This is a genomic window from Secundilactobacillus paracollinoides, assembly GCF_001702155.1.
Lineage (GTDB): Bacteria > Bacillota > Bacilli > Lactobacillales > Lactobacillaceae > Secundilactobacillus > Secundilactobacillus paracollinoides.
Genome location: NZ_CP014912.1, coordinates 856519 through 874142, shown reverse-complemented (window position 1 = coordinate 874142; position 17624 = coordinate 856519). Strand labels below are relative to the sequence as shown.

Here is a 17624-nt window from a genome sequence, read left to right as displayed (position 1 = left end):
TAACACGTTTAATTCATGAATTATAGCGTATAAGAAGAAGTGAAACAGGAGGCGGGATGATGTATCACGTTGGTAATGACAAACGAAAACAGCAATCAGCTAGGCTGATTTATCAAGGCATGACGAATCTGTTAGCGACAACCCCATTCGAAACGATCACGATCACAATGCTGACCCAACGAGCTGGCGTTGGCCGGGCAACCTTTTACAGGTTGTTTGATGATAAGGGTGACGTGTTGTTGTACCAAATGAATCAGCAGTTTGATGCCATCGTGGCGCAAACCTCATGGCAGACGAGTACGCAGACGGTGATGACGGCCTTAATGCAGGGCTGGTTGGATCAGAAGCCACTGTTTAATGCACTTATGGCGGCTAAATTATTTGATCAGTTTCAGCAGATGGTAGCGGAGCTGTTAGCTGACAAATTGGGCTTTCTACGCGAGAGCGGGCACATTGCCCAGCGGGATTGGCGCTACTTCATTGAGGTACGGTCGGCGATGATGATGACCGGCTTACGCGTGGCAATGACCGTCTTTCCGGACGATTCACCGGCAGAAGTGGTCGCTGAGTTGAACGGCCTGTTTGGTGAGCCGCCAGTCCTCGACCAGATGCGGCAAGCGGGGACTCGACTAACTCATGAGGCACAACCCAAGACTAACGACGAAAATTAGGCTCGTCATTTTTTAAAACCAAAAAGATTGACATTCAAGATGACCGGCGTATACTACCCAATATAGTTAGCCGGCTAATTAGATTGAAAGATGTGACGACATGGATAAATTTAACTTTAACAACCGCCCGAACGCGGCACGTATTGAACTGACGAAAAACAGTGCGCTGTCGGATATTGATACCGAAGTCGTATTACAGTTCCTCAATTTTCAGTGGGCCTACCGTGGCATGCAGCGACAATATGATGCTGTTTTGACGCAGCATCATTTAACGGAATCACGTTTTATCATCCTGATGTTTTTGTCAGAAGCGACAGACCAACAGTTATTGCCGTCTGAAATTGCGGATCAGCTGGGCGCCACGAGAGCCACCGTCAGCAAGCTGCTGCGCGGAATGGCGGCTGATGGGTGGGTACAAAAAAGAGCCTCCGAGACGGACAAACGGGCAACGTACATGCAGTTGACCCCAACTGGTAAGGCGACCCTGGATGCATTTTTGCCCGCCAACTTTGCGGCCGTCAAGACGCTCTTTGGTCAGTTGACCCCAGACGAACTGAAAACATTTGCGTCGTTGTTGAACAAGATCAATCAGGGTACCTCAAATTTGAAAACAGAAATGGAGTCTTAACCATGGAAACAGAAAAAATTAATTTTTTAAAAACGTATTTGAGCTTGTACATCAGTCACTTTGCCGTTTTAGCCGATATGAAGAAGGCTGACCCTGAAATGGTGGTGCTGGATGTCCGTAACGCGCCAGCTCAGGTCAAGAAGAATCAGATCAAGGGTGCTGTTGCGTTGGCTGCAAAGGATTTGGCCGACCATTTAGACGAATTGGATAAGTCTAAGACCTACGTCGTGTACGATTGGAATGCTGGGACGACCCTAGGTAAGGAAGCATTGTTAACCTTGCTGTCTGCGGGATTCAAAGCCTTTGAATTAGCCGGCGCTTTGGAAGGTTGGAAAGGTATGAATTTACCGATTGAAGAGATCTAGAGAGCGGAGGAAAACGGTTTGAGGGCGGAGCCTAAGCCACTCTGGTAGAAATGCCTGGGTTTGGCATTTTTACCAGAGTGGCTTAGGCAGTAGCCCTCAGTTTTCCGAAGCTCATTTCGGCACGGTTGCAAAGAAAGTCAACTCTGGCCGAAAAGTCCGGGCCTGACTTTTTGGCCAGAGTCCGTTACACGTTAGTCCCGTGCCTTGTGGAGCTCATTTCGGCACGGTTGCCAAGAAAGACAGATCATAAAGCAAATAAAAAGACCGATGCGCACAAAAACGCATCGGCCTTTTTATGCGTTCATACAGGAACAGATGCATAAATTAATTGACCTTTATTTTTTAAACGATTCCAATTTTACCTTATTTAACTAATTCTTTGAAAATAATTTATGCGTATAAACGCCTTAATAACAGTGCTTTAAAGCAATCAAGCAAAATTAATTTTAGCACTCTAAATAAAAGAGTGCTAAATGCTTGAAACTTTGACCAATACTGACTATTATATATCTTGCAAGGTTGGTTAAGGGTTATTTCCAATGACCGACCGAACCTAGATGAAGATGCTGAAAGGGGTTTTTAACATGATGCGTTATTTACCAAATGAAAACACTGTATTTGATCCAATGACCGTTTTTGATGACTTCGACCAGGACTTCTTTGGGGGCAGCACCACCATGAAGACCGATATCAAAGAAACCGAGAACGACTACCAAGTGAAAGCTGAGTTACCTGGTTTCAAGAAGGATGGCATTCACCTGGACTATAACAATGATACGTTGCGGATCAACGCGAACCACGATCTGACTCAGGAGCATAAGGATGAACAAGGTCGCGTGTTGCGTCAGGAACGGTCTTCACGTAACATCAGCCGCAGTTTCTACCTGCCAGGCGCGGATGCTGACAAGATCGCCGCAACTTACGATGGTGGGTTGCTGAAGTTGACGTTGCCAAAGCGGGCTCCGGAAACTGAAGACAGTCACCACATTGATATCAACTAAACACTAAGCAACTTAACGACACCCCCCCGCAGATAAAAGAGCGGCGGGATAAATTTTGACTAACGTTAGCACTCTAAATATTAGATTGCTAAATTAAAAACTAAAAAAGGGGTTTTAATTATGGCACGTTATTTAATCAACCGGAACAATGAGTTTGATCCAATGAACATTTTCAACGACATGGGCAACTTTGGCCGCAACTTCTTCAACGGCAACTCCACGATGAAGACCGATATTAACGAAACAGACAAGGGCTATGAAGTAAAGGCTGAATTGCCAGGCTTCAAGAAGGATGGGATTCACCTTGACTACCGTGATGACACATTAAGAATCAACGCTTCCCATGACGTTGCAAAGGAAGACAAGGACGAAGATGGCCGGGTATTACGTCAAGAACGCAGCTCCAGCAACATCACGCGCAGCTTCTACCTGCCAGGTGTTGATCAGGATAACGTTAAAGCAACGTACGATGGCGGTATTTTGACCCTGACCTTACCAAAGGTTGCTGAAGATCAAAAAGACAGCCACCACATTGAAATCGACTAATCAACTCGCGCTAATCAACAAGACACACACACTCATCTAACCTAACTAAGACACAAAAACACCCCGGCGGTTTCGTCGGGGTGTTTTTTTACAGCCACTTTCTTTTAAAGGCTGATGCTGTCATGAGATGTATCTGTCCGTTGCATTGCACGATTTGGCACTCCGCAGTGGTGGCTCGCGAATGAGCTAACTCGATTTCCGCTGTGCGGCTCTCGAGTGGATCTCATTCGACTCGCATATCACTAGGTGGCCGAAGACCTCGCCCACCAAGTGATATCGACACCACAACTCCGTGCCAAATCGCGCCATTCCACTGACTGTGAGCTACCTGTTGAGAGCGGCTAAGTATCAAAAATTCAGTCAAAACTAGTTTGCAGATTATCCGCGCTCGACTGCTGATTAACCACTGACAGTAAACCATTATGCAATACGGTATGAGCTTGAATTAAGCGACTATGCTGAGGTCAACGTTCTGATAGTTGATGTAACCGTGCATCGGAATTTTAATCGTTTCGCAAATAGTAAGCGGAGTGGCGCCGGTCGGCATTGCAGGCAGTAGTGTCGGTGTTTGTTGGTGAGGGTCCTTTCCTCGCCTACAAACACGGGAGACGGAGGAGATCCTTGAATTTCTGAAAGAAATTCAATAGCTCCGTAGCGACCCACTACAGCCTGCAGGGCCGACCGGCGCAACGCAGCGACTGCAAAGCACTAATCCTTCCGCAGTTTATACTGTTTTCCAAGTTCATAAACGAGTTCAGGTTCGCGGCCAGTTCGCTGGTTGCGGTTCATGATGTTGATCATGTCGATCTCGTCTTCGGTGAGGTCAAAGTCCAGCTGGATATTTTCTTGGATACGTTCTGGTGTTTTAGACTTTGGAATGATCGTGACGCCGTTTGTGGTGTGCCAGCGGAGGACAAGTTGCGCGACGGAAACGTTATGGTGAGCCGCCATCTTCTTGAGCATGGGGTCATCCAAAACAACGCCGCGACCAAGGGGGCTCCAGGCCTGCGTGACGATGTCATTTTCCTTATCGAATTCAATAAGTGGTTTTTGACTCAGGTAAGGGTGGCACTCAATCTGGTTAACAACGGGCATCTCTTCGGCCTGGGTCTTTAGTAGTTCAAGGTGGGACAGCTCAAAGTTTGCGACACCGATTGATTTGACCTTGCCGTCCTTTTTAAGCTGTTCCAGCGCCTTCCAAGTTTCAAAAAAATGATCGTGAACTGGCCAGTGGACCATCACTAAATCTAAGTAGGACGTTTTTAAACGTTTCAGTGAATCATCAATGCTGGCAATCGCATTGTCGAAGCCCTGGCTGATTTCTGCAACCTTTGAGGTAATAAAAATCTGATCTCGTGGAATGCTTTGTTTGGCCAGGGTATCACCCAGCAGATCCTCGTTGCGGTACAACTGCGCGGTATCAAAGAGGCGATATCCCGTTTCATACGCTGTTTTGATCGTGCTATCCATTAACTCTTGCGTGTCGATCAGGTAAGTTCCGAAGCCGACCGTTGGCATTTCATTGCCATCAGCGAGTTTCACTGTGTCTAATTTTGTCGTCATATCCTCATCCTCCATTTGTTTCGTCCTCTCCATTATATCAAACCGCTTTCATTTCTTGGCTTTTATTTAAGACGACAGCATATTTCGGCCAAATGGTGGGAAATTTAGTTACAATATAAGTAATGAATAATGAACAGGAGGCGCTGGGATGACACCCACTAATTTAGAGACGGGCTTAACGAAGACAGAAGTACAGCAACGAATCGATGCGGGTCAGCAGAATGACCCGGCGCCCGCGTTGACCCGGTCAGTGAAACGCATTTTCAGCGATAATCTCCTGACCTGGTTCAACTTAATTAACATTTTACTGGCAGCCTTAGTGTTCTTTACCGGCAGCTATAAGAATATGCTGTTCTTTGGGGTTGCGCTTTTCAATACGGCAATTGGAATCTTTCAAGAAATTCGCTCGAAACGACAGATCGATAAAATGAGTCTGTTGTCGGAAGCCACGTATCAGCTTAAACGGGATGGTGCACTTATCCAAGTCCATCAGGACGCCATTGTGCAAGACGACCTGATCTTTTTAACCCGCGGCGATCAGCTGCCGGTGGACGCCCATATCGTTTCAACGAAGGGGTTGGAAGTCGATGAGTCGCAAATTACTGGGGAGTCGACGCCGATTGCCAAACAGGTCGGCGATTCACTGACCTCCGGGAGCTTTCTGGTCAGCGGGCAGGCAGTCGCTCAGGTGACAGCTGTCGGCAGTCAGAGCTTTATTCGCGAACTATCGAGTGAGGTCAAGACCGAGCACGCCAGCCACAGTCAGTTGTTGGCAACAATTAACCGCATTATTAAAATTTTGACGATCGTCATTGTGCCGTTGGGGGCCGCACTCTTTATTTCAAAACTTGTCAACGGGAATTCATTAAACGCCGCCATATTAGGAACGGTTGCCGGAATGGTCGGGATGATTCCTGAAGGGCTCGTGTTATTGACCTCCATGTCACTCGCCGTTTCTGCAATGAATCTTGCGCGGCGCCACGTGCTGGTGCGAGAATTACCAGCCATTGAAGGCCTCGCCCGCGTGGACGTGCTCTGTCTGGATAAAACAGGAACGATTACGAGCGGCAAATTGAAATTAGACCAAGTCGTCCCACTTGGTCAAACGACTAAAGGGGAACTTGAAACCGTTACCAGTGGGCTGATTCACGCGATTGGTGACGATAACGAAACCGCCATGGCTCTCAAAACTGCCTGGCCGAATCCCAACTGGACAGCCACACAGGTCATGCCGCTTTCTTCCGCTCGTAAGTGGAGCGGGGCAGCGTTTGAGCAGGGGGCCTATGTACTGGGTGCGCCGGAGTTTATCCTGCCACAGCCGGATCCCGCGCTTCAAAAACGTGTGCACCAATATGCCGCTGAGGGCTACCGGGTGCTCTTTGTGGCACGTGTGAGTCACCTGTCTGCGGATGATCTGGGTACGGTGACACCGATGGGATTGGTGTTGATCACGGATGAACTGCGGCCCAATGCCGCCAACACGTTTGCCTACTTTGCAAATCAGGATGTGGCGTTGAAGGTCATTTCCGGCGATAATCCAACAACGGTGGCAAATATCGCCAGCCGCGCAGGGATTGCGGGCTGCGAGCACCATGTTGATATGAGCACGCTGCCAGAGCCTATCGACTACGACCATTTAGTTGAAACGTATACCGTTTTTGGCCGGGTCACGCCCACACAGAAGCGGGAGTTGGTGAAGGCTTGGCAACGGGCAGATCACACGGTTGCGATGACCGGTGACGGGGTCAACGACATCTTAGCGTTGCGCCAGGCTGACTGCAGCATTGCCATGGCTAGCGGGAGCGAGGCAACCAAGAGTATCGCGGACTTTGTGCTGATTGATTCCAACTTCGATGCCATGCTGCACGTGTTAAACGAGGGACGTCGAGTTGTAAACAACATTGAACGTGTGGCCTCGCTTTACCTCATTAAAACGATGTATTCGGTGGCGCTTAGTATTATTTTCATCTTCATGGCCAGCAGCTACCCATTTCAGCCGATCCAACTGACGCCGATCTCTATGTTTACGGTGGGGATTCCGTCGTTCTTCTTGGCGCTGGAGCCGAACCATCAACGGTTAAGTGGCCAATTTATGAAGCAAGTTATGGTTATCGCAGCTCCAGCGGCAATCTGTATTGTTTCCTATATCATGTTCATCTTCTTGGTCGGCGGTGTGCAGCTTCAGATGCCGTACGTCCAGACCTCAACGCTGAGTGTCATGATGACGGGCGCGGTCTGCTTCATGGCGCTGATCATGTGCGCAAGACCGCTGAACCGACTGAAGGTGGGACTGGTAGTCCTGATGCTGGTCTGCTTCGTCATGATCTTTGTGTTCTTTGGGAACCTGTTCTCACTGTCGTCCATCTTCAATCTTCAACTGGCAATGTTCTATCTGCCACTATTGGCGTCGGTTTATCCGTTCTTTTACCTGGTGCAGGAACTGCTTGGAAAGCGGCTGTTTAGTCGAATAAGATGGCGGTAACTTTGCAAAAGGACGGTCTGGTAGCCATTTCGTGGCGTTGCGCGATTGGTCTGCGGAACACGTTTTCGACAATGTAAAAGTGTAGCTCCGCAATGCCAAATTGCGGAATGCAACGGACCATCCCCTACCATATGAAAAAACTGCTTTGGTATATTCTGTGAGTTTAACAACTAAGGTAGCAAAGAATTAAAAGAGGCGCACACTCTGTTAGTATCAGATTCTATCCAAATAGTCACAACTTTGGATTAGCTAGTTTTAAAAACTAGATTGTCGTGTTATCATTAAGATATTGAGTAAAGAGGAAGCAGGAAGGGTGACAGACATGGCTGAGTTTGATCAGTATCATCGTTGGAAAAACCAGATTCGCGAGCTGCGGATACCGCACTGGAGCGAATTACCAAAATTTGATTTATACATGGACCAGGTGATTGCGTTTATAAACGACGCCCTGGGGCCACTCGGTGTTGATCCAATGACACCAGCGATGATCAACAATTACGTCAAGCATCAGGTGATCTTGTCGCCTGTTAAAAAGAAGTATCAGACCATGCATCTGGCCGATCTTTTGCTGATTGGGCTGTTAAAACCGCTCTTTAGCACAGATACGATCCGCAACGGAATCGATCAGGTGACGGCGGGCGATTTTCCTAAGCAGGCCTACGATAACTTCGTGGATGCATTAAACGACGCGCTGGCACACATTGGTGAACAACACGACGTGAAAGTTGCTACGACTCTGAACGAAAAACTGATGCAGGTCGCAATTGATGCCGTGATCAGCCGGATCCAATCCGAAAAATTACTGACGATGATTCAAAAACCGGCTCGCCGCGTGAAGAAAATCTAACAAAAACACTAAAATTAAGACCCAACTAATTTAATCGTTAGTTGGGTCTTTTTGATGACTTAAAATGAAAATCAAACAGTCAAAAAAATGAAAATAATTTTTGAGTTCGTAATTCGATTCACAATCAAAAATATAAAGCGCTTTCATTGCCTATTTTTCTATGAAAATGATGTAATCGCTGATATAACAGTATTGCATATTGATGAGCAAGACGCTAAAAAAGTTCTATAAAAACTGTTTACATTCAAAAAATAGGTGTTATAGTAATACATGTGAAAGAAATAACAAAGAAGTTTTCATGACGGAGGTCGGAAAATGTTAAAAGAAATGAACCAAGACAAAAACCAAAAAACAACTAAAACTACTACTAAAGAAGAAACCGTTGATCAAATGATCGACCGGTTGACTGCCAAGGCGCACGATGCACTTTGTGCCATGGATGATTTTTCTCAAGAAAAAGTAGACCACATTGTGCACCAAATGGCAATCGCAGGTCTGGACAACCACATGAAGCTCGCCAAGATGGCATTTGAAGAAACGGGCCGTGGGGTTACCGAAGATAAAGCAATCAAGAACATGTTTGCCACTGAAGAAATTTGGAACAGCATCAAAAATGATAAGACGGTCGGCATCATCAATGATGACCGCGAACGTCAACTCATCACCGTTGCTGAACCACTGGGGATCTTAGCCGGTGTTACACCTGTTACCAACCCAACTTCTACTACTTTATTCAAATCATTAATTGCTGTTAAGACGCGGAACCCAATCATCTTTGGTTTCCACCCACAAGCACAAAAGTCATCTGTTGAAGCCGCTCGGATCGTTCGTGATGCTGCGGTTGCTGCCGGCGCGCCAAAAGGTGTTATCCAGTGGATCGACAAGCCTAGTTTGGAAGCTACGAACGCCTTGATGAACCATCCAATGGTTGCCTCAGTATTGGCAACTGGTGGTCCCGGCATGGTGAAGGCTGCCTACTCAACTGGGAAGCCAGCCTTGGGTGTTGGTCCTGGTAACGGTCCTGCCTACATCGAAAAGACGGCCAACATCAAGCGGGCCGTTAACGATATCGTCCTTTCAAAGACGTTTGATAACGGGATGGTTTGTGCTTCAGAAAACAGCGCGGTTATCGATGCTGATATTTACGACGATGTGAAGAAGGAAATGCAAGCACGCAAAGTCTTCTTCATTAAGAAGAACCAGCAACAAGCACTTGCTGATGCGATGTTTGATACGAAGCGCGGCGGTGTTAAGGGTCCTATTCCTGGGATGTCAGCCGTTGCAATCGCTAAGTTAGCCGGCATTGAAGTGCCTGAAGACACTAAAGTCTTGGCTGCTGAAATTCACGAAGTTGGGCCTAAGAACTGGTTATCAGCTGAAAAGCTTTGCCCAGTGATCTCAATCTTCAAGTCAGCTGACCACAAGGAAGGCTTCAGTATCTGTAACGACCTGCTCCACTTCGGTGGTCTCGGTCACACCGCAGCCATCCATACGATGGACGATGACCTCGCTACTGAATTTGGGATCAAGATGAAGGCCAGCCGTGTGCTTGTTAACACACCATCAGCCATTGGTGGGATCGGGAACATTTATAACGAAATGATTCCTTCACTGACCCTTGGGACTGGTTCATGGGGCAAGAACTCCATCTCCCACAACGTTTCATCATTTGACCTGTTAAACATCAAAACAATCGCAAAGCGGCGGAACAATATGCAATGGATTAAATTACCTCGAGTTTACTTTGAAAAGACATCAGTTCGTTACCTCAACTCAATGCCTGGCGTTCAACGGGTCTTCATCGTGGCCTCACCTGCCATGATCTCCCACGGTTACGTTGACAAGGTGCTTGGTGAATTGAAGCGTCGGTCAAACGAAATTGAATACCAGTTGTTCTCAGTGACTGAATCAGACCCAACTACTGACACAGTAGAAAAGGGTACTGAACAGATGAACAACTTCAACCCAGATACGATCATCGCACTGGGTGGCGGTTCACCAATGGACGCCGCTAAGGGCATGTGGTTATTCTACGAGCATCCAGACGCAAGCTTCTTCGGTGCAAAGCAGAAGTTCTTGGATATCCGGAAGCGGACTTACCAGTTAGAAAAGCCAGCTAAGGCGCAATTCGTTGCTATTCCAACCACTTCAGGGACTGGTTCGGAAGTCACCCCATTCGCTGTTATCACTGACTCAGAAACCCACGTTAAGTACCCATTAGCAGACTACGCATTGACCCCAGACGTTGCTATCGTCGACTCTCAATTCGTTGAAACGGTACCAAAGAAGACCGTTGCTTACTCTGGTTTGGATACATTGACCCACGCCATCGAATCATTCGTTTCAAACATGGCGTCAGACTACACTCGTCCATTATCACTACAAGCAATCAAATTAGTCTTTGAAAACTTGACCGCATCATACAACGGCGACATTGACGCCCGCGAAAAGATGCACAATGCGGCTACTTTAGCCGGGATGGCCTTTGCCAACGCCTTCTTGGGTGTTGACCACTCCATCGCTCACAAACTGGGTGGTGAATTCGGCTTGCCTCATGGGTTAGCCATTGCCATCACCCTTCCACATGTGATTCGTTACAACTTTAAGGAACCTCGCAAGCTCACGATGTGGCCTAAGTACGAATACTTCCGTGCTGATGAAGACTACGCTGAGATTGCTCGTTACATCGGCCTGACTGGCAAGAACAAGGAAGAACTCAAAGAAGCCTTGGTCAACAAGATCATCGACCTTGCTCACTCCGTTGACACGACCTTGAGCTTGAAGGCAAACGGCGTTGACAAGAAGCACTTTGATGCTAGTGTCGACAAGCTTGCTGAACTGGCCTACGAAGACCAATGCACGACTGCCAACCCTAAGGAACCATTGATCGGTGAACTGCGTCAGATCATGATCGATGAATACGACGGTAAAGGCGTTGAAAAATAACTAGCTGCGTTTTAACTAGGATTTAAAAAGAGCCACCACATCAGGTTTTATGGATGTGGTGGTTCTTTTTGGGTTGTGGGGGTGTTCGTTGCATTCCACAAATTGGCACTCCGCTGAAGTGGCTTGCGATGAAGCTAATTCAATTCCTGCTGCGCAGTACTCGAATGGATCGTAAGCAGTAGATAACCGACCGTATTCAAATCAACTCTAAAATGATTTACGATTACCTCATCAAATAAAATTGGTGAGGTAATTTTTTATGACTGAAAAACCTGATATTGTTCAAATTCGCATGGGTCAAACGCCACAGTCGCAACCAACGGTTACGACGAAAGCAATGCACATCAAAGTCGGCACCAACAAATCTGTCATTATCTACAATCACATTAATGGTTATATTTTAGATGCATTCCTAAAGGCGGTGTTTAGCGATGATAATCGACCAAAATAAGCTTCATCAGATCTTTCTGGTCTGCGGAAAAACAGATTTAAGAAAAGGAATTGATGGTCTAGCTGGGGTGGTTCAAGATCAATTTGATTTGGACCCATATAACAGCGCGTTATATTTGTTCTGCGGGAGTCGTAAAGACCGATTCAAAGCACTGTACTGGGATGGTGACGGATTCCTGTTATTATACAAACGAATTGAGAATGGTCGACTCCAATGGCCAGTTGATCAAGCTGCAATTCGTAAGCTAAATCCCAAACAGTTACTTCGTCTCCTGAGCGGGTGGTCGCTGGAGTCGACCATTCATCAAGTGAACCCACCGGGTCACAAAAAATAGCTTTTAAACCCGTTTAGCGAGTGGTAAACTCATTTCAACAACTCTTATATACGGAAAGGAGTGAATGCGATGGCTAAGCACGTAAAAAATATTGAAGCCGAACTAATTCGACAGAACACTGAGCTAAAACAAGAAGTGCACGAACTAAAACAGACGATTCTACTTCTGGAAGAACAGGTGGCATTTTTAACCAAAAAGATCTATGGCCAAAGCTCTGAAAGAATTAATTCTGATCAATTGTCATTATTCGGACAAAGTGGTGTTTTTACCGAACCAGAGCAAACTGGGAACCAAAGCGAAGAGACCTACCAAGTAATAACCAAGATCAGGTCGAAAAAGAAGACACGCAAACAAACAATCAGTCCTGACCTGCCGGTTCAGGACGTTTTAATTCCATTCGATGCCAGTCAGTGTCCTCACGGACACTCTGACTGGCTCATCGTCGGCAAAAAATTTGTCCGCCAAGAAGTCTGTTACGAACCGGGACGCCTGTACGTTAAAAGAATCTACATAGAAACTGGCACCTGCAGTGAATGTGAAAGACAAACTGGCCTTACTTATATGTTTCAGAGCCAGGCGCCGCATGGTTTATTAGCCCATAGTCCATTGTCAGCATCACTGGCAGCGCATGTGATCAGTGACAAGTTTCTGTTAGATCTGCCCTTGTATCGACAACAAAGAGCCCTTAAACAGGGCGGCTTTAATGTTTCAGAGGGGACCTTAGCTAATTGGATCATCAAAACTAGCCAACTGATAGAACCATTGTATGGTCTGATCCACCGAGAATTAATTGCCCGTCATCACCTTCAAGGTGATGAAACACCAATCCAAGTTATTAACGAGCCTGGTCGGGCAGCAAAGTCAAGATCTTACATGTGGGTCGCGACCATCCCTTTGAAGCTAACCAATCGGATTGTGTACTATGCTTATAGCCAGACCAGAGCTGGTTCATTCGCGCAGAAACAACTCTATAGCACGTATCAAGGCGTGTTACAATGCGACGGATATGCGGGCTATAATCTGCTTGGTGATCAGGCAATCAAGCGCGTCGGCTGTTGGGCGCACGTCCGGCGAAAGTTCAAAGATGCGTTTGATGCCGATAAACAGTACGTTGAAACACCCTTGCGATTGATCAACAGCATGTTTCGACTCGAAAAGACCTGGCAACACTTTTCTCCACGAGTACGCCAGCGACGTCGGCGTAGTAAAATAAGACCGCTTTTAAAACAGTTCTGGCAGTGGGTCGATCACTATGACGGGCTAGCTAAGTCCCGACTAGGTAAAGCCGTGACTTACGCGGCTGATCAACGCATGTATCTGAGTCGAATCGTGAACGATGGAACCATGGACTGGAGCAACAACACCGCTGAACGAACGATGAAGAGTTTAGTGATTGGTCGAAAGAACTGGCTGTTCAGTACTAGCCCAGAAGGTGCTAGATCAACAGCAATTTGGATGACAATTGTCGAGAGTGCCAAGGCCAATCACATTGATCCGACGAAATATATCGAATATATTCTACTCGGAGTTGCGCAACTACCAACTTTCCCAAAAAAGGAACAGTTAGCAGCTTATTTACCATGGAATTTCAAAGAATCCGATCTTGAGGCAGTCAAAAGGGCGCAAGCTGGAGTACTAATTCCTGATAAGAACGAAGACAAGAACGCATCATAGTAAGAAGCCTGGTATGTCTCAAAGAACGAGACATACCAGGCTTCTTTTTATATTTGTGATGAAATCGCAGTATTCAATACGGTCAGTTATCTACTGCTTACAATGGATCTTCATCGACTCGCACATCAGTAAACGACCAAAGTACGGTCGTTAACTGATGTCGACACCACAGCTCCGTGCCAATTTGTTCCATTCCACTTACTGTGAGCATGGATTTAACTTGTTGTTAAGCATCAAAATGTAGTTAACCCGAGTTTGTAGATTATCCGCTCTTGACTGCCGGTCACGTTTTTAGTGCGAACGTGCTGACTTGAGTGGTAGTCGATTTGGTTAACGCTGCTTCTAAATTGACAGCATTAAGGACTGTGCAGGACATAAATCTACATTGGACTGTGGGTCATAGAAACTACTTTGCTTCCAGCCAATCGTTCATCGTTTGATACAGTGCCGCGACCTGTTCTGGCCGATCGATACCTGGCAGGTCTTGGTCAATGTCGTAGCCGTGGCTGTGAAGGGTGTAGGCGAGGCAGGCGTAACTTGGACGGTAACTTGCCAGTTCAGTCTGGTCTACCTTGACGTTGTCCACTGGTGTCAATGGCACCAGGGTGTCTGCTTCATAGATGCAGGTCATGTAATGGATCAACCATTCGCCGTCGACGCGTTGCAGTTCGTACACGATTTTTGAATCAGAACTCAAGTTTAATTTGGCGCCTTCGAGTTCTTGCTGCCCCTTAATGCTAGCCTACATAATAGCAACGGCCCGGTCACCAGTCATCCAAACCTGGGTGTTGTAGATTTGGTGTGACGTCCGAGTGTTGCCTGCCATGTTGGCTGATTCAGAAACAAAGTCTTTAGCACTGCCCTGGAACCAAGAGATTTCGATCTTGGCATCATCTGTATAAGTCTTGTTCATTTCATCAAACAGACTGTTATCGCGGCAGAAACGTTCGAATTGAATGAGCTCAATGATGTTGGCCTTATCGACGACTTCTGCGGCAGTAAATGGCGCGTTTTTAGTTAGTAATTTCATGGTGTTTCCTCCTAAATAGATGCAGCATACTGACTGCTTTTATCAGTATCAACTCTAATGGTTATTATAAGCGTAATCAATGATAACGTGTCCACGTTGGATAAATATGTTACAAATCAGGTACGAATGAAACAAATTTTGAAATGGCATCCCAAAAATCAGTCAAACAGGCAGACTTGTTTCAAAAGGTCACACTTAATTCACAGAATGGGTACAGTTTTTTCAAGAATTGATGAGAGAATAAATTTAGAAATAAATAATGATTTTCCTTAGATAATATTTATAGACAAACAGAATCGATGATGTTATCGTTTCAAGTGAATCAGTTTTACAGTTAGGCCATTCTGCCAAAAAAGTAACAATCTGCCTAAGAGATTAGGGTAAATGGTGACAAGATGGTGTCATGTACGTTATACTGATACCGTGGTTTCCTTAGTTAACCGCTTCCATTTGTGTGCCTAGCTGTATTAGCAACACTTTGTTACTTATTTTACAAAGTTTGAGCAAATCTGTTGAACAGATGTTGAAGTGTGTTAGAATTAGGAAAGATTAAAGAACGATTAAAATATATTGAGAGTGGTGGTTAATTGTGGCTGAAGCAATTTACTTATTAACCCCGGAAGATAAAAACTTCATATCCCATGTGTGCCGTAATTTAGAAACATACGCAATGTGGGTCAACGCCTCGGATCATCCTGAAGCTTACCCAGTCATGGAAGATCGAAAAGAGACTGCTGAGTACTTAGTGGATCATTTTTTAAAGGAATATCATTTCGAAGTCACGGATAAGCAGCAGATGATTCAGGTGTTGGTAAACGGGGTGTTATCAGAATCACCAGTTGACGTTGTGGCGGTTATAAAAGAGATTGCAACACTATTGGATACTTACGCCGCTAGTGTGCAGTAATTGATGAATAGCAAGTCCCTTGATGCAAATTGCATTCGGGGGCTTTTTGTTTTGAGCTAGGTGATCGTACCCAATGCGCCCGTATCACCTACCATGCGTATGGCAGTGGCATTTTTGGTGTTCATAAATTCAGACAAAGCTAATAGTGGCATGCACCGCGAGATATGGTACACTTTCTACTATAGAGAAACCGGATTCAATATTGGTTGAACTGTAGAAAGAGAGGGCACCATGCTTAGTTATTTTGCCTTGATCACGCTGGTTAAACTGTCAGGACTTCTGATTCCGTTTATCTGGTATTTGGTGGTCAGTACGAGACGGTGGCGGCTATGGGGAATTACGGCTGTCATTGTGTTATTTATTGTGAGTTACGTGAACACCTATTTCAATTTACCGGATCTGGCTTACCCATCATTGATCGATGGGTGGCTGATGTGGTTCATTGGCGGGCTGATCTTCGTTGCCGTACTACGCCGGTTTGTGTTTACCCACGGCGTTGTTAACGAGGGTGCGCCGTCAAGTAAGGACAGCTGGCTAACCAAGTTGCTGCGCCAGTTCGGCATCACTGCCGGCTGGTTGACGAAAATGATTGGGGCCGGTGTGGCTGCCCTAGTGGTCTTCTTTATCGTTGGCAGCATTTCTTCCGTGATCACGCAAATGAATCCGCAGCCGTCTGTGTCATCCATTAAAACGGACATTAACAACACGACGGATACGGCGCCGATGCCGGTCATTAAAGACAACGCTGAAAAGCCCGTGGTCAATGCACCACAGACCGTTTCAACCGACATGAACAACTCGCTGAACAGTTTTAAGAACTCCAACGTCTACGATCTCAACTCAATGCGGGTTCAGATGTATAAAGGCAAGATGGTCTACGTTGCGCCCGTTGCGTTTACAGGTGGGTTCTGGCGTTACCTGCACTACCAAAAAGTGCCCGGTTACTTCATGACGAACGCCACCGATAAAAACGCTGATCCGCAGTTTGTCAGCAAGCCGATGCGGTACACGCCTAGCGCGTACTTCAACCGCGATGCCGACCGTCGAATCAGCGCGCATAGTCTCGGCTACACGATGGTGGGAAATACCTCACAACTGGAAGTTGATAACAACGGGACGCCATACTACGTGCGGACGCTGGCCAAACCGCTGTCGTACTTCAACCGCAATTACGATTATCGTCACTACAAAGTTGCCGTTTTAAACACGGTGACCGGGAAGGTGAAGGTCTATTCACCAAACAACGTACCAAAGTTTGTCGATGTTGCGGTCAGTCCTGACTTGGTTGCCAAAGAAATTACCATGTTCGGCAAGTACCGTCATGGGTTCTGGAACGCCACCAGCTTTGGTGGCCATAGCGATGTTATGAAACCGACCGAGGCCGGCACTGAAGGCGGCAGCAAACTCACGCCGTACGCCTACAAGGGTCGGATCTACTACTTCTCAGGGATGACCAGTATCAACAATCACCAAAGTTCAGTGCTGGGCTACACCTTCGTGGACGCGCGGACAAACGTGATGCACTACTACAAGGAACACGGTAACGTGATGACGCCGGAGCGGGCCATTTCCTACTCCCAACAAGATATTAACCCGCAGGACTACAAGGGAACACAGCCACTGTTGTACCGGATCGCCGGTAAACCAACGTGGGTCGTTTCTATGCTGGACCGGGATAATAACTCATTCATGAAGTTTGTGTACTTGAAGGCGGATGGCAACAACCAAAGCGGGACATACGCGGTCGGTGACGATGCCAATAGCACGCTGGCCTTGTTTGAACAACGGACGGGTATTAAGTCCACAGCCGCAACGCCAAAAGTGACCGGTAAAACGATTTCGGGTACTGTTGAACGGGTGGTCAAGCCGGATGATAAGCAGATCCTGTTTATTTTGAAGGGCGACAGCCACGTGTACCGAATGGATACAACGTCAAAGAGCTTCCAGCCAATCTTCCAGTTCATCCAGGCGGGCGATAAGGTCAGCTTCAGAGCAACGGCAACAACGAAGACCCAGCTGGCGACCGCTAATGTTGGGTTGGATACTTTTAGGAATGGGAGTTTAGGGAAGTAGAGTGTGGAGCAGGGCGTTTTGAGGGCGGAGTGTATGCAACTCTGGCAGAAATGCCCGAACTTGGCATTTTTGCCAGAGTTGCTTACACAGTAGCCCTCAGCCCTGC

The 17624-nt window shown here is 46.6% G+C and carries 16 protein-coding genes; 13 read left to right on the top strand and 3 right to left on the bottom strand.

Features of this window, described 5'->3' with window-relative positions:
• Positions 1-56 precede the first annotated feature (56 nt).
• The 5 genes from AYR61_RS03570 (at position 57) to AYR61_RS03550 (ending at position 3211) form a co-directional block, all read left to right on the top strand.
• Positions 57-671 (top strand): TetR/AcrR family transcriptional regulator, encoded by a 615-nt coding sequence (locus AYR61_RS03570; RefSeq protein WP_156319316.1) that lies wholly within the window; start codon positions 57-59, stop codon positions 669-671.
• Positions 672-771: 100 nt separating this feature from the next.
• Positions 772-1299, top strand: coding sequence for a MarR family winged helix-turn-helix transcriptional regulator (locus AYR61_RS03565; protein WP_054710575.1), 528 nt, complete (start codon positions 772-774; stop codon positions 1297-1299).
• A 2-nt stretch (positions 1300-1301) separates the two neighbouring features.
• Positions 1302-1664 (top strand): rhodanese-like domain-containing protein, encoded by a 363-nt coding sequence (locus tag AYR61_RS03560; protein WP_056987180.1) that lies wholly within the window; start codon positions 1302-1304, stop codon positions 1662-1664.
• A gap of 584 nt (positions 1665-2248) precedes the next feature.
• On the top strand, positions 2249-2665 hold the full coding sequence (locus AYR61_RS03555; protein WP_065901714.1) for an Hsp20/alpha crystallin family protein: 417 nt from the start codon (positions 2249-2251) through the stop codon (positions 2663-2665).
• 120 nt (positions 2666-2785) lie between these two features.
• Positions 2786-3211, top strand: coding sequence for an Hsp20/alpha crystallin family protein (locus tag AYR61_RS03550; protein ID WP_054710568.1), 426 nt, complete (start codon positions 2786-2788; stop codon positions 3209-3211).
• A gap of 708 nt (positions 3212-3919) precedes the next feature.
• Here the strand turns inward: AYR61_RS03550 and AYR61_RS03545 are convergent.
• Entirely contained in the window at positions 3920-4774 is an 855-nt protein-coding gene (locus AYR61_RS03545) for an aldo/keto reductase (RefSeq protein ID WP_156770454.1), read from the bottom strand.
• 148 nt (positions 4775-4922) lie between these two features.
• On the opposite strand from AYR61_RS03545, the gene AYR61_RS03540 reads away from it, so the two are divergent.
• From AYR61_RS03540 to tnpC, 6 genes are all read left to right on the top strand, one after another.
• Positions 4923-7256, top strand: a complete 2334-nt coding sequence (locus AYR61_RS03540; RefSeq protein WP_065901710.1) for a cation-translocating P-type ATPase — start codon at positions 4923-4925, stop codon at positions 7254-7256.
• A 322-nt stretch (positions 7257-7578) separates the two neighbouring features.
• Positions 7579-8103, top strand: a complete 525-nt coding sequence (locus AYR61_RS03535; RefSeq protein WP_065901708.1) for a DUF1836 domain-containing protein — start codon at positions 7579-7581, stop codon at positions 8101-8103.
• Positions 8104-8418: 315 nt separating this feature from the next.
• Complete coding sequence (gene adhE, locus AYR61_RS03530) at positions 8419-11049, top strand: bifunctional acetaldehyde-CoA/alcohol dehydrogenase (RefSeq protein WP_156319314.1); 2631 nt, start codon at positions 8419-8421, stop codon at positions 11047-11049.
• A gap of 259 nt (positions 11050-11308) precedes the next feature.
• Entirely contained in the window at positions 11309-11500 is a 192-nt protein-coding gene (locus AYR61_RS03525; protein ID WP_054712986.1) for a hypothetical protein, read from the top strand.
• Positions 11481-11834, top strand: a complete 354-nt coding sequence (gene tnpB / locus AYR61_RS03520; RefSeq protein ID WP_065901706.1) for an IS66 family insertion sequence element accessory protein TnpB — start codon at positions 11481-11483, stop codon at positions 11832-11834. The genes AYR61_RS03525 and tnpB overlap by 20 nt, the downstream gene beginning before the upstream one ends.
• A gap of 69 nt (positions 11835-11903) precedes the next feature.
• Complete coding sequence (tnpC, locus tag AYR61_RS03515; protein ID WP_225356493.1) at positions 11904-13508, top strand: IS66 family transposase; 1605 nt, start codon at positions 11904-11906, stop codon at positions 13506-13508.
• A 406-nt stretch (positions 13509-13914) separates the two neighbouring features.
• Here the strand turns inward: tnpC and AYR61_RS14795 are convergent, their stop codons facing one another.
• On the bottom strand, positions 13915-14205 hold the full coding sequence (locus tag AYR61_RS14795) for a hypothetical protein (RefSeq protein WP_083215463.1): 291 nt from the start codon (positions 14203-14205) through the stop codon (positions 13915-13917).
• Between the two features lie 45 nt (positions 14206-14250).
• Positions 14251-14538 (bottom strand): nuclear transport factor 2 family protein, encoded by a 288-nt coding sequence (locus tag AYR61_RS14790; protein ID WP_083215462.1) that lies wholly within the window; start codon positions 14536-14538, stop codon positions 14251-14253.
• Positions 14539-15127: 589 nt separating this feature from the next.
• On the opposite strand from AYR61_RS14790, the gene AYR61_RS03505 reads away from it, so the two are divergent.
• Both AYR61_RS03505 and AYR61_RS03500 read left to right on the top strand, forming a co-directional pair.
• Entirely contained in the window at positions 15128-15445 is a 318-nt protein-coding gene (locus AYR61_RS03505; RefSeq protein ID WP_065901704.1) for a hypothetical protein, read from the top strand.
• A 231-nt stretch (positions 15446-15676) separates the two neighbouring features.
• A complete protein-coding gene (locus AYR61_RS03500) occupies positions 15677-17518 on the top strand; it encodes a hypothetical protein (RefSeq protein ID WP_065901702.1) in 1842 nt (613 codons plus the stop codon).
• Positions 17519-17624: the final 106 nt, after the last annotated feature.

Excerpts from the sequence above, each read along its gene's own strand:
- AYR61_RS03545 (WP_156770454.1), bottom strand. The coding sequence starts at position 4,774 with ATGACGACAAAATTAGACACAGTGAAACTCGCTGATGGCAATGAAATG.
- AYR61_RS03535 (WP_065901708.1), top strand. The coding sequence starts at position 7,579 with ATGGCTGAGTTTGATCAGTATCATCGTTGGAAAAACCAGATTCGCGAG.
- AYR61_RS03550 (WP_054710568.1), top strand. The coding sequence starts at position 2,786 with ATGGCACGTTATTTAATCAACCGGAACAATGAGTTTGATCCAATGAAC.
- AYR61_RS14790 (WP_083215462.1), bottom strand. The coding sequence starts at position 14,538 with ATGAAATTACTAACTAAAAACGCGCCATTTACTGCCGCAGAAGTCGTC.
- AYR61_RS03555 (WP_065901714.1), top strand. The coding sequence starts at position 2,249 with ATGATGCGTTATTTACCAAATGAAAACACTGTATTTGATCCAATGACC.
- AYR61_RS03570 (WP_156319316.1), top strand. The coding sequence starts at position 57 with ATGATGTATCACGTTGGTAATGACAAACGAAAACAGCAATCAGCTAGG.
- tnpC (WP_225356493.1), top strand. The coding sequence starts at position 11,904 with ATGGCTAAGCACGTAAAAAATATTGAAGCCGAACTAATTCGACAGAAC.
- tnpB (WP_065901706.1), top strand. The coding sequence starts at position 11,481 with ATGATAATCGACCAAAATAAGCTTCATCAGATCTTTCTGGTCTGCGGA.
- AYR61_RS03500 (WP_065901702.1), top strand. The coding sequence starts at position 15,677 with ATGCTTAGTTATTTTGCCTTGATCACGCTGGTTAAACTGTCAGGACTT.
- AYR61_RS03565 (WP_054710575.1), top strand. The coding sequence starts at position 772 with ATGGATAAATTTAACTTTAACAACCGCCCGAACGCGGCACGTATTGAA.
- adhE (WP_156319314.1), top strand. The coding sequence starts at position 8,419 with ATGTTAAAAGAAATGAACCAAGACAAAAACCAAAAAACAACTAAAACT.
- AYR61_RS03525 (WP_054712986.1), top strand. The coding sequence starts at position 11,309 with ATGACTGAAAAACCTGATATTGTTCAAATTCGCATGGGTCAAACGCCA.
- AYR61_RS03560 (WP_056987180.1), top strand. The coding sequence starts at position 1,302 with ATGGAAACAGAAAAAATTAATTTTTTAAAAACGTATTTGAGCTTGTAC.
- AYR61_RS03540 (WP_065901710.1), top strand. The coding sequence starts at position 4,923 with ATGACACCCACTAATTTAGAGACGGGCTTAACGAAGACAGAAGTACAG.